The 13,326-nt window shown below is 75.0% G+C and carries 11 protein-coding genes; 7 read left to right on the top strand and 4 right to left on the bottom strand.

All coding sequences use genetic code 11. The annotated features are described in order from the left end of the window. Positions 1 to 26: 26 nt before the first annotated feature. Together ACTJIY_RS02995 and ptsP are read left to right on the top strand one after the other, a co-directional pair. Positions 27 to 1,424, top strand: coding sequence for a PTS transporter subunit EIIC (locus tag ACTJIY_RS02995; protein ID WP_440673378.1), 1,398 nt, complete (start codon positions 27 to 29; stop codon positions 1,422 to 1,424). Beyond that, positions 1,421 to 3,154, top strand: a complete 1,734-nt coding sequence (ptsP, locus tag ACTJIY_RS02990) for a phosphoenolpyruvate--protein phosphotransferase (protein WP_353707308.1) — start codon at positions 1,421 to 1,423, stop codon at positions 3,152 to 3,154. The genes ACTJIY_RS02995 and ptsP overlap by 4 nt, the downstream gene beginning before the upstream one ends. Positions 3,155 to 3,323: 169 nt before the next feature. On the opposite strand, the gene ACTJIY_RS02985 is transcribed toward ptsP, so the two are convergent. From ACTJIY_RS02985 to ACTJIY_RS02975, 3 genes are all read right to left on the bottom strand, one after another. Beyond that, positions 3,324 to 3,593, bottom strand: coding sequence for an HPr family phosphocarrier protein (locus ACTJIY_RS02985; protein WP_253052202.1), 270 nt, complete (start codon positions 3,591 to 3,593; stop codon positions 3,324 to 3,326). 97 nt (positions 3,594 to 3,690) lie between these two features. Then, positions 3,691 to 6,432 (bottom strand): pyruvate, phosphate dikinase, encoded by a 2,742-nt coding sequence (gene ppdK, locus ACTJIY_RS02980; protein ID WP_440673379.1) that lies wholly within the window; start codon positions 6,430 to 6,432, stop codon positions 3,691 to 3,693. Then, positions 6,429 to 7,409, bottom strand: a complete 981-nt coding sequence (locus tag ACTJIY_RS02975) for a pyruvate, water dikinase regulatory protein (RefSeq protein ID WP_253052206.1) — start codon at positions 7,407 to 7,409, stop codon at positions 6,429 to 6,431. Before ACTJIY_RS02975 ends, ppdK begins: the two co-directional genes overlap by 4 nt. Before the next feature lie 87 nt (positions 7,410 to 7,496). Between ACTJIY_RS02975 and ACTJIY_RS02970 the strand changes: the two genes are divergently transcribed. From ACTJIY_RS02970 to ACTJIY_RS02955, 4 genes are all read left to right on the top strand, one after another. Further along, entirely contained in the window at positions 7,497 to 8,459 is a 963-nt protein-coding gene (locus ACTJIY_RS02970; RefSeq protein WP_440673380.1) for a sugar phosphate isomerase/epimerase family protein, read from the top strand. 102 nt (positions 8,460 to 8,561) lie between these two features. After that, positions 8,562 to 9,881 carry an MFS transporter gene (locus ACTJIY_RS02965; RefSeq protein WP_440673381.1) on the top strand — a complete coding sequence of 440 codons (1,320 nt, stop codon included), beginning with the start codon at positions 8,562 to 8,564 and terminating at the stop codon, positions 9,879 to 9,881. 59 nt (positions 9,882 to 9,940) lie between these two features. Continuing rightward, positions 9,941 to 10,606 carry a pentapeptide repeat-containing protein gene (locus ACTJIY_RS02960; RefSeq protein ID WP_353707312.1) on the top strand — a complete coding sequence of 222 codons (666 nt, stop codon included), beginning with the start codon at positions 9,941 to 9,943 and terminating at the stop codon, positions 10,604 to 10,606. 21 nt (positions 10,607 to 10,627) lie between these two features. After that, a complete protein-coding gene (locus ACTJIY_RS02955; protein WP_439158524.1) occupies positions 10,628 to 11,524 on the top strand; it encodes a carbohydrate kinase family protein in 897 nt (298 codons plus the stop codon). Positions 11,525 to 11,570: 46 nt separating this feature from the next. Here ACTJIY_RS02955 and ACTJIY_RS02950 read toward each other — a convergent pair whose 3' ends face one another. Continuing rightward, positions 11,571 to 12,635 (bottom strand): ABC transporter permease, encoded by a 1,065-nt coding sequence (locus ACTJIY_RS02950; protein ID WP_440673382.1) that lies wholly within the window; start codon positions 12,633 to 12,635, stop codon positions 11,571 to 11,573. A 95-nt stretch (positions 12,636 to 12,730) separates the two neighbouring features. Here ACTJIY_RS02950 and ACTJIY_RS02945 point away from each other — a divergent pair, with 95 nt between their 5' ends. Continuing rightward, positions 12,731 to 13,324 carry a TetR/AcrR family transcriptional regulator gene (locus ACTJIY_RS02945; protein WP_353707315.1) on the top strand — a complete coding sequence of 198 codons (594 nt, stop codon included), beginning with the start codon at positions 12,731 to 12,733 and terminating at the stop codon, positions 13,322 to 13,324. The last annotated feature ends 2 nt before the right edge of the window (positions 13,325 to 13,326 follow it).

Raw genomic sequence — 13,326 nt, 5'->3', positions numbered from 1 at the left:
AGGCCCACCCAGGAGGAGAACGACACATGACCACCGTCGCCGAACCGACGAGGACGAAGAAGGGGGTGCCCGGCTTCGCGCAGCTCCAGCGCGTCGGGCGCTCCCTCATGCTGCCCATCGCGTCCCTGCCCGCCGCCGCGCTGCTGCTGCGGCTCGGGCAGCCCGACATGCTCGGCGCCGACGGGGTCGCCGGGACGTTCGCGTGGATGCAGCCCGTCGCCGACGTGCTCGGCGCGGCGGGCAACGCGCTGTTCGCCAACCTGCCGATCATCTTCGCCCTCGGCGTCGCGGTCGGGTACGCGAAGAAGTCCGACGGGACGACGGGCCTCGCGGCCCTCATCGGCTACCTCGTCTTCAAGGGCGTCAGCGACTCGCTCTCGCCCTACGTGCTCGGCAAGCCCGCCGAGGGAGACGCGCAGGAGCTCATCAACTACGGCGTGCTCGGTGGCATCGTCATCGGTCTCACCGCGGCTCTGCTCTACCAGAAGTACTACCGGATCAAGCTGCCCCCGTACCTCGCGTTCTTCGGCGGGCGACGCTTCGTCCCCATCATCACCGCGGGTGTGTCGGTCCTCATCGCCGTCGTCGGCGCCCTGATCTACCCGGCCTTCGACTGGCTGATCAACGACACGATCGGCGGGTTCGTCACAGGGTCGACGATCCTCGGGGCGTTCATCTTCGGCACGCTCAACCGCCTGCTCGTCCCGATCGGTCTGCACCACCTGCTCAACTCGCTGCCGTGGTTCCAGTTCGGCGAGTACACCTCGGCCGACGGCACGGTCGCGCAGGGAGACATCTTCCGCTTCCTCGCGGGCGACCCCACGGCGGGCACGTTCCTCACCGGCTTCTTCCCGATCATGATGTTCGCCCTCCCGGCCGCGGCGCTCGCGATCGTCCACACCGCCAAGCCGGCCCAGCGCAAGGTCGTCGCGGGCATCATGGGCTCCGCCGCGCTCGTCTCCTTCGTCACGGGCGTCACCGAGCCGCTGGAGTTCGCGTTCGTCTTCGTGGCCTACCCCCTGTACGTCATCCACGCGGTCCTCACCGGGACGTCGCTCGCCCTCGTCAACGCGCTCGGCATCCGCGACGGCTTCGGGTTCTCGGCGGGCGCGATCGACTACCTGCTGAACTTCCGGATCGCGGAGATGCCGCTCCTGCTCATCCCGATCGGGCTCGGGTACGCGGCGATCTACTACTTCCTCTTCCGCTTCGTCATCACGCGCTGGAACCTGCGGACCCCCGGCCGTGAGGACGACACCGACGGCGCCGTCGAGGCGACGGGTGCCGCGGGCGCGGTCGACGCCCCTGTGGTCGAGGGGTCGGCGTCCGACGTCCCGGCGACCGGGCGCGGCGACCGCGCTGCCGGAGGCACCGAGGCCGACGTCCCCAGCCGCACCGGCTCGGGCGGCGGAGGCACGGCGTGACCGTCGCCGACGACGCGACGCGCGCACCCGCGCGGGTCTCCGACCCGGGGCTGACCGGCGTGCCGGTCAGCCCCGGGCGGGGGGCGGGGACGGTCGTGCGCATGCCCGACCCGGTCCCCGAGCCCGACCCGGCCCCGCTCGCCGCGGACAGCACGGACGCCGACGTGGACCTCGCGGTGACGCAGGTCCTCGCGGCGGTCACCACCGTCCAGGAGGACCTCACGGCCCGCGCCGCGCGGGCCGAGGGCACCGCGGCGGAGGTGCTCGGCGTGACCGCCGCGATGGCGGCGGACCCGGCCCTGGCGCGCGACGCCGTCGGGCGGGTGCGCGAGCAGCGCTCCACCCCGGCGCGTGCGGTGTGGGACGCGGCGGGCGTCGTCGTCGGGCAGCTCGAAGCCCTGGGCGGGCTCATGGCCGAGCGGGCCCGAGACGTGCGCGACGTGCGCGACCGGATCGTCGCGACGCTGCTCGGCCTGCCTGCCCCGGGCGTGCCCGACCCGGGGTTCGCGTTCGTGCTCGTCGCGGACGACCTCGCGCCCGCGGACACCGCGCAGCTCGACCCCGAGCGCGTGCTTGCGGTCGTGACGCGCGGCGGCGGGCCGACGTCGCACACGGCGATCCTCGCGCGCTCCCTCGGCATCCCGGCCGTCGTGGCGGTCGAGGACGCGCTGACGCTGCACGACGGCGAGACGGTGCTCGTGGACGGCGGGCTCGGCACGGTCGAGCGCGAGCCGTCCGCCGAGGACGTGGCCGCCGTCGTCGCCGCGCGGGGCGCCCGGGGCGAGCGCCGCCGGTTCGACGGCGAGGGCCGGACGGCGGACGGTCGTCGCGTCGAGCTCCTCGCCAACGTCGCGAACGGGGAGGACGCGCGGGCCGCCGCGGAGGCGGGTGCGGAGGGCGTGGGGCTCTTCCGCACCGAGGTGTGCTTCCTGGGCCGCACGGTCGAGCCGACGATCGACGAGCAGGTCGCGGCCTACCGCGAGGTGCTCGCGGCGTTCGGCGGGCGCAAGGTCGTCGTGCGCACGCTCGACGCGGGCGCGGACAAGCCGCTCCCGTTCGTCACGCCCGAGGCCGAGCCCAACCCGGCGCTCGGCGTGCGCGGGCTGCGTACCGCCCGCCGGCACCCCGAGGTGCTCGACCGCCAGCTCACGGCGATCGCGCGCGCCGCGGCGGCGGAGTCAGCTGACGTGTGGGTCATGGCGCCGATGATCGCGACGCCGGACGAGGCGGAGTCGTTCGTCGCGCTGTGCGCGGAGCACGGCCTCGGCACCGCGGGCGTGATGATCGAGGTGCCGGCCGCGGCCCTCGGTGCGCGCTGGGTGCTCGCCAAGGCGTCGTTCGCGAGCATCGGCACGAACGACCTCACGCAGTACACGATGGCCGCGGACCGCGAGGTCTCCGACCTGGCGCGCCTGTCGACGGCCTGGCAGCCGACGGTCCTCGCGCTCGTCGGGGCCACGGGATCGGGAGCGGCGCTCAACGGTCGCCCGCTCGGCGTCTGCGGCGAGGCGGCCGCCGACCCGGTGCTCGCGCCGGTGCTGGTGGGGCTCGGCGTGACGTCGCTGTCCATGACGCCCCGAGCGCTCGCGGACGTCGCCGCGGTGCTGGCCGCGACGACGTCGGAGCAGTGCGAGGAGCTCGCGTTCCTCGCGCTCCAGCAGCCCACGCCCGACGCCGCCCGCGCGGCCGTGCGCGCCCGCCTCCCGATCCTCGCGGAGCTGGGCCTCTAGCCCGCGCCCGGCCTCGCTGCCGAACCCGGGGTTGTTCCTCACCGACTCGTCACGGTGGGGAGCAACCCCGGGTTCGGCGCACCCGGGGGTGTTCGTGCACCGCTGCAGCACCAGGTGGGCGTCGTTTCTCCTGAGCCTCGAGGCGCTCGCGGAGACGGGCCCGACCGGCTCAGGCGACCTCGGTCTGCTCCAGGAAGGACGCGAGCGCGTCGATCGACGCGCTCGCGTCGTCGCCGTCGGCGTCGGTCGACAGCACGACCTCGTCCCCGGCGGTCACGCCGAGCGTCATGACGCTGAGGATGCTCGCGGCCTCCACGGGGTCGCCGCCCTGCTTGGCGATGCGCACGGGGGCGGGCTGGGCGGCCGCGGCCTTGACGAACAGGGCGGCGGGTCGGGCGTGAAGGCCTTCGGTGATCGCGACGACGACGGCACGGTCCATGGGTGCTCCTCCGGCAGACAAGTGGTCTGGACCAGTGCATCCTAGGGGATCGCACGCCGAAAAGGGAGGGTCTGACGTCCTTCCGTGCCCGCGAGCCTCACACGTCCCGAGCGGCCCCTGCTCCGTCGCGCCGGTCGAGCGTCGAGCGCGCGGCCGCGAGCCGCGCGATCGGGACGCGGTACGGCGAGCACGACACGTAGTCGAGCCCGATCTCGTCGAACAGCGCGACGGACGCCGGGTCGCCCCCGTGCTCGCCGCACACCCCGGCGTGCAGCCCCGGCCGGGCGCGGCGCCCGCGCTCGAGCCCGACGTGCACGAGCTCCCCGACCCCGTCCCGGTCGATCGTCGCGAACGGGTTCGTGCCGACGACGCCCGCCTCCAAGTAGGCGGTGAGGAACGACCCCTCCGCGTCGTCGCGCGAGATGCCGAGCGTCGTCTGCGTGAGGTCGTTCGTGCCGAACGAGAAGAACTCCGCGTGCTCGGCGATGCGGTCGGCGACGAGCGCCGCGCGCGGCAGCTCGATCATCGTCCCGACGGCGTACGGCAGCGGGGCGTCCGCCCCCGCGAGCTCCTCCGCCATCGTCGCGTCGACGACCTCGCGCATGCGCCGGAGCTCCTCGGAGAACCCGACGAGCGGCACCATGATCTCGACGCGCGGGTCGTGCCCGGCCGCGCGCACCGCGAGCGCCGCGCGGGCGATCGCCCGCACCTGCATCGCGGCGATCTCCGGGTGCAGCAGCGCGAGCCGCACGCCCCGCGTGCCGAGCATGGGATTCGTCTCGCTCAGCCTGCGCACCTGCGCGAGGAGGCGACGTGCCCGGGCGAGTCGCGCCGTCGTCTCCCCGCCGCCCGCCGCGGCGGCCCAGCCCTCGGCGACGGCGTCCGTCCCGTGCAGGGGCGCGCCGGGGTCCCCGACCTCGTCCTCGAGCCGCTGCACGAGGAGGGACTGCTCGACGAGGTCGGGCAGGAACTCGTGCAGGGGCGGGTCGAGGAGCCGGATCGTCACGGGCAGCCCGGACATCGCGGCGAAGATCTCCTCGAAGTCGGCCTGCTGCATGGGCAGCAGGCGGTCGAGGGCCGCGGCGCGCGCGGCGTCGGTCTCGGCGAGGATCATCTCGCGCACCACGGGCAGCCGGTCGGGCGCCATGAACATGTGCTCGGTGCGGCACAGCCCGATGCCCTCGGCCCCGAGCTCGCGGGCCTTCGCCGCGTCCTCGCCGGTGTCGGCGTTCGCGCGCACGCCGAGGCGCCGCACGTCGTCCGCCCACCCGAGCACGGTCCGGAAGTCGTCGGTGACCTGGGGCGGCACGAGCGGCAGCGCGCCCGCGTAGACGTCGCCGGTCGTGCCGTCGAGCGTGATCGTGTCGTCCTCGGTGAGCACGTGGTCCCCGACGTGGACGCGCCGCCCCTCGACGTCGATCCGCAGCGCGCCGGCACCTGCGACGCACGGCTTGCCCATGCCGCGTGCGACGACCGCGGCGTGCGACGTCATGCCGCCGTGCGCCGTGAGCACACCCTGGGCGGCGATGACGCCCGCGATGTCGTCCGGGTTCGTCTCCCACCGCACGAGCACGACGGCCTCGCCGGCCTTGCCCCGCTCGGCCGCGGTCTCGGCGTCGAGCACCACGCGCCCGACGGCGGCCCCCGGCGACGCGTTGAGCCCGCGCGTGAGCGGGGTCGCGCCGTGGCCGGGGTCGAGCGCCGGGTGCAGCAGCTGGTCGAGCTGCGCCGGGTCCAGGCGCCGCAGGGCGGTGTCCCGGTCGATCACGCCCTCCTCGACGAGCTCGCGCGCGATGCGCAGCGCGGCCTGCGCGGTGCGCTTCCCGGTGCGCGTCTGGAGGAGGTAGAGCGCGCCGTCGTCCACCGTGAACTCGATGTCCTGCAGGTCGCCGTAGTGCTGCTCGAGCCGGTCCATGGTCGCGCGCAGCTCGCGGAACGCGTCCGGCAGCACGGTCTCCATCTCCGCGAGGGGCCGGGGCGTGCGGATGCCGGCGACGACGTCCTCGCCCTGCGCGTCCACGAGGAACTCGCCGTAGAGCTCCTTGGCGCCCGTGGCGGGGTTGCGCGTGAAGCACACGCCGGTCGCCGAGGTCGCGCCCTTGTTGCCGAACACCATCTGCATGACGTTCACGGCCGTGCCGAGGTCGTCGGGGATGCCGTTCGCCTTCCGGTAGACGGCCGCGCGCGGGTTGCCCCACGACGCGAAGACCGCGTCGACCGACTGCCGGAGCTGCTCGCGCGGGTCCGTCGGCAGGTCCTCGCCCGTGTGCTGCCGCGCGACGGCGCGGAACGTCGCGACGAGCCCGCGCAGGTCGTCCGCGTCGAGGTCGGTGTCCTGCGCGACGCCGCGGCGCGCCTTGAGCGCGTCGAGCTCGTCCGCGAACGCGTGGGCGGGCACGCCCTCGACCACCTCGCCGTACATCTGCACGAACCGCCGGTAGGAGTCCCACGCGAAGCGCGCGTTGCCGGACTCGGCCGCGAGCCCCTCGACCGAGTCGTCCGAGATTCCCAGGTTGAGGATCGTGTCCATCATCCCGGGCATCGAGAACACGGCTCCCGAGCGCACCGACACGAGCAGCGGGCGCTCGCGCGCGCCGAGGCGTCGCCCCGTGCGCTCCTCGAGCGCGTCGAGGTGCGCGACGACCTCGTCCCACAGGCCGTCCGGCCACGACCCGCCGCGCTCCATGGCCGCGACGCACGCCGTCGTCGTCACGGTGAAGCCGTCCGGCACGGGCACGCCGATGCGCCGCATCTCCGCGACGCCCGCGCCCTTGCCGCCCAGCAGGGCCCGCATGTCTGCGCGGCCCTCCGCGAGGTCGTAGACGTACCGGTCGCTCATGGCTGCTCCTCGTGGTCGGCGGCGGTGGCCGCGCTGTCTCCTGCCCGACGGCGGTCCGCCGGCCGGGTCTGGGGGGTCGCCCGGGCGAGGTCGTCTCCCGGGGGCCGTGCCGCGTCGTCGGGCGCGAGGGCACGACGGCGCGCGGCGACGAGCTCGACGACGCGCCCCGCCGCCTCCTCGAGCGCGAGCGTCGTCGTGTCGAGCACCGGGCAGCCGAGCCGCCGCTGCAGCCGGGCGACCTCGTCGAGCTCGTCGTGGATGCGCGCGAGGTCGGCGTACCCGCCGAGGGCTGTGCCGCCCGGGCCACCGCGGCCCGCGACGCCCATGGCATGCACGCGGCGCTGCCGGATCTCGAGCAGGCGCCCGGGGTCGATCGTCAGGCCCACGACCTTCCAGCGCTCGGCCTCGAACAGCTCGCGCGGGGGCGCGACGCCCGGGACGAGCGGGATGTTGGCGGTCGGGTAGCCGAGATAGCCGAGGTACATCGAGAGCGGAGTCTTGCCGGTGCGCGACGCCCCGACGAGCACGACCTGCGCCTCGTCGAGCCCGTCGGTGAGGTGGCCGTCGTCGTTCGCGACCGCGAACTCCATCGCGTGGATGCGGTCGAAGTAGTCCGCGGCGAGCCCGACGGGCTGCACGACCCGTGCCGGCTGCGCGCCCGTGCGCGCGGTGAACGCGTCGAGCGCGGGGGCCAGCAGGTCGGCGCACGGGACGTCGAGCGCCGCGCACGCCTCCAGCACGCGCGTGCGCAGCGCGTCGTCGACGACGGTGCAGAACACCACGGCCGCGGCGGGGTCGGCGCGCAGCTGGGCCACGACGTCGTCCACGCCTCGCGCGCTGTGCAGCCGCGGGTGCCGCACGACCCGGACCTGCTGCCCGGGGAACTGCGCCTGCGTGGCGCGCGCGACGCGGGTCCCGGTGTCTCCCGTCGAGTCCGCGACCACGTGGATGTCGATGACGCGCGCCGTCGCCGCCATGACCTCAGGCTAGGTCGGGCCGCGGGTTCTCCCCAGCGGAAGGCCTGCTGGGTGTGGGGCACAGCCGACGGGTCTAGGGTGACCGGCATGTCCGACGCGACGACGCCGCGCGCGGCGTCCCCCGAGGCGTCCCCGGTCCCCGGGGAGGCGCAGCGCATCCACGTCACGCTCTCGACGGCCAGCGTCTACCCGCGCAAGGCTCCGTACGCCTTCGAGGTGGCGGCCGACCTCGGGTACGACGGCGTCGAGGTCATGGTGTGGTCCGACGAGACGACCCAGGACGCCGCGACGCTCCGACGGCTCGCCGCCGAGCACGACGTCCCCATCCGCAGCATCCACGCGCCCACGCTCCTCGTGAGCCAGCGCGTGTGGGGGCGCTCGCCCGGACCCAAGCTCCGGCGCAGCGTCCGGCTCGCGCAGGAGGTCGGCGCGAGCACCGTCGTCGTGCACCCGCCGTTCCGCTGGCAGTACCGGTACGCCCGCGAGTTCGAGGACCTCGTCGGCGAGCTCGACGAGACCGACGGCGTGACCATCGCGGTCGAGAACATGTACCCCTGGCGCAGCCGCAAGCGCGAGATGCAGGCCTACCTCCCGGGCTGGGACCCGTCCGAGCACGGCTACGAGCACGTGACGCTCGACCTGTCGCACGCCGCCGTCGCGCAGCAGGACGCGCTCGCGCTGCTCGACGTGTTCGACGGCCGCCTCGCGCACGTCCACCTCGCCGACGGGTCGTCGTCGATCACCGACGAGCACCTCGTCCCCGGCCGCGGCGACCAGCCGTGCGACCGGGTCCTCGCCGAGCTCGTGCGGCGAGGGTGGGCGGGGGACGTCGTCGTCGAGATCTCGACCCGTCGAGCCCGGACCGCGGCCGAGCGCCGCGAGGACCTCGCCGCGTCGCTGTTCTTCGCGCGCACCTACCTCACGCCCGGGCCGCACCCGGGCTACGAGCCGCCGCCCGGGCACCCGCACCGCCACGCCGACGCCTGGGGCGAGGCCGACGCGCGCGAGGGCGCGGCGGACAGCACCCCGGACGACGCGGGGACGGCCTGACGCCCGACAGGACCGTCACGAGCCGAGGGACCCGCGCAGGGCCTCCGAGCCGCGTCGCCCGACGGACACGGGCGCGGCAGCGCTGACGTAGGCTCGGCGATCGTGGCTCGCGTCAACGGTCTCCTCGCCGACACGACGCCGCTGCGCACCTCCCCGCCGTTCCGTCGCCTCTGGTGGGGCCTCGGCGTCTCGAACCTCGGCTCGCAGCTCACGGTCGTCGCCGTCGGCCTCCAGGTCTACGCGCTCACGGGGTCGTCGCTCGCGGTCGGCGTGCTCGGCATCTGTGCCCTCGTCCCCCTCGTCGTGCTCGGCCTGTACGGCGGCGCGCTCGTCGACGCGTACGACCGTCGCAAGGTCGCGCTCGCGGCGTCGACCGCGCTCTGGGTCGTCACCGCGCTCATCGCGGTCCAGGCGTGGCTGCACCTCGACTCCGTCGGCGTGCTCTACGGCCTCGTCGCCGCGCAGTCCGCGGCGTTCGCCATCAACAACCCGGCACGCTCGGCGATCATCCCGCGGCTCGTCGAGCCACGGCTCCTGCCGGCCGCGAACGCGCTCCAGACGATCGCCTGGAACGTCGCGCTCACCGTCGGCCCGCTGGGCGGTGCGTTCCTCGTCGCGCTGTGGGGCTACCAGGTCGCGTACACGATCGACGCCGTCCTCTTCACCGCGGCCCTGTGGGCGGTGTGGCGGCTCCCCGACATCCCGCCCCTGACCGGCGACGACGCCCCGCGGCCCGCGGAGGCGGGGCGGCGACGTCGGGTCGCGGGGTGGCGGTCCGTCGTCGACGGCCTGCGGTACCTGGCGACGCAGCCCAACGTCCGCACGACCTTCCTCGTCGACCTCGCGGCGATGGTGCTCGCGTCGCCGCGCGTGCTCCTGCCCGCGGCCGGGGTCGTGTTCCTCGGCGGGGGCGAGGCGACGACGGGCGTCCTCACCGCGGCGTTCGCGGTCGGGGCCGTGCTCGCGGGGGTGTTCTCCGGCGGGCTCTCGCGCGTGCGCTGGCAGGGTCGCGTGATCGTCTGGGCGGTCACGGCGTACGGGGTGTCGATCGTGCTGTTCGGGCTCGTGCTCGTGGGGGTCGGGGCGACCACCCCGACGGCCGTCCTCGTCGGCGGTGTCGTCGCGGCGAGCGTCGCGCTGGCGCTCGCCGGCGCGTCCGACGCCGTGAGCTCGGTCTTCCGGCAGACCATCCTCCAGACCGCGACGCCCGACGACATGCGAGGGCGCCTCCAGGGCGTGTTCATCGTCGTCGTCGCGGGCGGGCCGCGGCTCGGCGAGCTCGTGCTCGGCGCCCAGGCGACGTGGGTGGGCGAGGCCTGGGCCGCCGTCGCCGGGGGAGTGGCGTGCGTCGTCGTGCTGTGGCTCGTCGTGCGGTCGCAACGGAAGTTCTGGCGCTACGACGCCCTGCACCCCGAGCCCTGAGGCGGGCTCAGCCGACGCGCTCACGGCAGCGCGTCGGTGGGGCGCCCTAGGCTCGGGGCGTGCCTCCGAAGAAGCCGACGACCGAGCCGCCCGTGATCGATCCCGTCGTGCTGGACGACCTCCAGCGCGGCGACGCCTACGACCTCGAGGCGGAGGCCGACCTCGAGGGGTTCGAGCTGGTCGACCTCCGCCTCGACCGGCTCGACCTGCACGGCGCGAGCGTGTTCTCGACGCGGCTCGACCAGGTGCGCGCCGACGAGGCGGACCTCGGGGCGGTGACGCTCACGGAGGTGGTGCTCGACCGGCTCGACGTGCCCGTGCTGCGCGGCACGCGCGGCCGGTGGCGTGAGGTCGAGGTGCGCGGCGCGCGTCTCGGGTCGGCCGAGCTCTACGAGTCGTCGTGGGCGGGGGTCCGGTTCGTCGGCTGCAAGCTCGGCTTCGTCAACCTGCGCGGCGCGACGCTGCGCGACGTGATGTTCACCGACTGCACGATCGACGAGCTCGACCTCGTCGCCGCGGACGCGCTGCGCGTCGCGTTCGAGGGGACGCGCGTCCGCCGCCTCGACGTGCAGGCCTCGACGCTGGCGCACGTGGACCTGCGCGGTGCGGAGATCGACGAGCTGAGCGGGATCGAGTCCCTGCGCGGCTCGACGATCGACTCCGCGCAGCTCGGGCGCCTCGCCGCGACGTTCGCGCACAGCCTGGGCATCACGGTCACCGACTGACCGGGGGATAGGGTGCGCGACGTGACCGACGCGACACACCCGTCCACCGCCCTGCCCGACCCTGCTGGGGCCGAAGTCCTCGTCGCCGGGCCGGCGTCGTGGAACCTCGTCGTGCAGCTCGACGAGCTGCCTGCCCCCACGCCCCACACGGTGTTCGCCCGCTCCCACCGCGACACCGTGGGCGGGACGTCGGCGGGCAAGGCGCTCAACCTCGCGCGCCTCGGCCGGTCGGTGCTGCTGCGCACCGTGCTCGGCGCGGACGACGAGGCCGCGCGCGTCCGGTCCGTGCTCGAGGGTGCGGGTGTCCGCGTGCTCGCCGAGCCGTCGCCGGACGGGCGTACCGAGAGCCACCTCAACCTCATGGACGACGACGGCGGGCGCGTCTCGGTCTACCTGCGCGCCCCCGGCGAGGTCCCGGCCCGGGGCTCGTCGTGGGACGTCGCCGTCGCGGCGCTCGACGCGGCGCGGGCCGTCGTCGTCGACCTCGCGCTCCCCGCGCTGCCCGTGCTCGACCTCGCCGTGTCGCGCGGACGCGACGTCTGGGTCGACCTGCACGACTACGACGGCGAGTCCGCGTTCCACCGGCCGTGGGTCGAGGCGGGGACGCACGTGTTCCTCAGCGGGGACCGGCTGGCGGACTGGCGCGGCTTCATGGCCGCGCGGATCGAGGCAGGTGCGCGGCTCGTGGTGTGCACGCACGGGTCGCGCGGCGCCGTCGCGCTCACGCCCGACGGCGGTTTCGTCGAGGTGCCCGCGGAGCAGGTGCCGCAGGTCGTCGACACGAACGGCGCGGGCGACGGCTTCTTCGCGGGCTTCCTCGACGCCCACCTGCGCGGGGCAGGTGTCGAGGAGGCGATGACGGCGGGCGCCCGGCACGCCGCGCGCGTCGTCCAGAGCCCGGACCTCGTGCCGGCCTGACCGACCGGGCGGACGGCGACCGCGCACCCGGTCGGCGGGCGACCGGTCAGTGCGCGGCGCCGACCGGGTCGGCCGCCGGCGCGACGTCGTCGGCCTCGCGCAGGGCGGCGACGGTCGCCGCGCCCCGGTCGCGGAAGTGGCCGACGAGCGAGAGCAGCAGCCCGAGCACGGCCCACCCGGTGAGCACGAGCCAGGGGAAGGTCGAGTCGGCGGCGGGGAAGTACGACAGGTCGCGCAGGAGCGTCGCGGACGCGCCCGGCGGGAACCACTGCCCGACGGCGCCCCACGGGCTGAGGAGGAACTCGACCGGCATCGCGGACGCGGAGAGCGGGTTCGCCACGAGCAGGAACAGGACCGGCCCCACGGCGATGCCGGGGCGCCCGAGCACCGCGACGGCGCCGACGATCGTGCCCCCGATGCCGAGCAGTGTCAGCCCCACCGCGAGCGAGTCGGCGAGGTACGTCCCGTGCAGCCCGCCGAGGCCGTGCAGGATCCCCGCGATCGCGAGCCCGCCGACCACCGCGTAGACACCCAGCGCGGCGACGCGTCGCCAGACCCCGACGACGGCGAGCGAGATCGCGATGCCGCCGACCATGCCGCCGAGCACGAGCGGGAACGACGCCGCGGCGAGCGTGGAGCCGCGCGCGTCGTCGGCCGAGAGCGGGACGACGTCGGTCACCGCCACGGTCGGGACCGCCTCGGCGGGCACGCCCTGCGCGGCCGCTGCGGCGGAGACCTGGGCCTGGAGCGCGGGCTGGAGCCCGGCGAGGAGCTGCGCGACGGCGGGGCTCGCCGCCGAGGCCGTGAGCACCTCCGGCTGCTCGCCGAGGACGAGCGCGCCGTACGCGTCGCGCGACTCGACGAGGTCGACGGCCGCGTCGCGGTCGGTCACCGGGGCGAGGTCGATCGCGCCCTCGGCGTTCTGGTCGAGCCCGGCCTGCACCTGGGCGACGACGGCGGGGTCGCCCACCGCCGCGACGGGCAGGTCCTTCGGGTCGGCGGTGACGGACGGCCAGAGGAACGCGAGCACGACGACCGCGACGACGGCGACGAGCCCGACGGCGGTCGTGACGACGCGCGGCCAGTGCGTGTGCGGGGCGGCGGAGCTCATGGGGAGACCTCTCCTAAAACGAATGTTCGTTCTCTATAGGGTCGACCTGCCTGTCGCTTCCTGTCAAGAACGATCGTTCGGTTTAGGGTGGGCGGGTGCCCCGGGTGAGTGACGAGTACCGAGCGCAGCGGCGCGATGACATCGCCGCCGCGGCCCTGCGCGTGTTCCGCCGCAAGGGTTTCGCCGCCACGTCGATGGCGGAGATCATCGCCGAGTCCGGGCTGTCCGCCGGGGCGATCTACGGCTACTACGACTCCAAGATGGCGATCGTGCACGACGTCGCGGGCCGGATCGTCGGCGGGCGCATCGCGGATGTCGAACGGCTCGCCGAGCGCGACCCGCTCCCTCCGCCGTCCGACCTGGTCGCCGTCCTCATGCACGGGGTGGTGCGCGAGATCGGCAGCACCGCCATCCTGCTCCAGGTGTGGGGCGAGGCCGTGACCGACCCCCGCATCCTCGAGTTCGCCTCGGCCGTCCTCGCCCGGCTGCGCGCGGTCTTCGCCGACTACGTCGCCGCCTGGCACGAGCGCACCCACGGCCTCGACCCCGCACGCGCGGCAGAGCTCGGCGACGAGCAGGCACCGCTGTTCGTCGCCGCGTGCCAGGGCTTCATCATCCAGAGCGCGCTCATGGACGACTTCGACCCCGACGCCTACCTCGACCGCACGACCCGCCACCTCCCGCGCTGACG

This window comes from Cellulosimicrobium sp. 22598 (genome assembly GCF_052044445.1).
GTDB lineage: Bacteria > Actinomycetota > Actinomycetes > Actinomycetales > Cellulomonadaceae > Cellulosimicrobium > Cellulosimicrobium cellulans_G.
The sequence above is the reverse complement of the archived record's forward strand: the minus strand, read 5'-3'. Positions and strand labels throughout refer to the sequence as shown.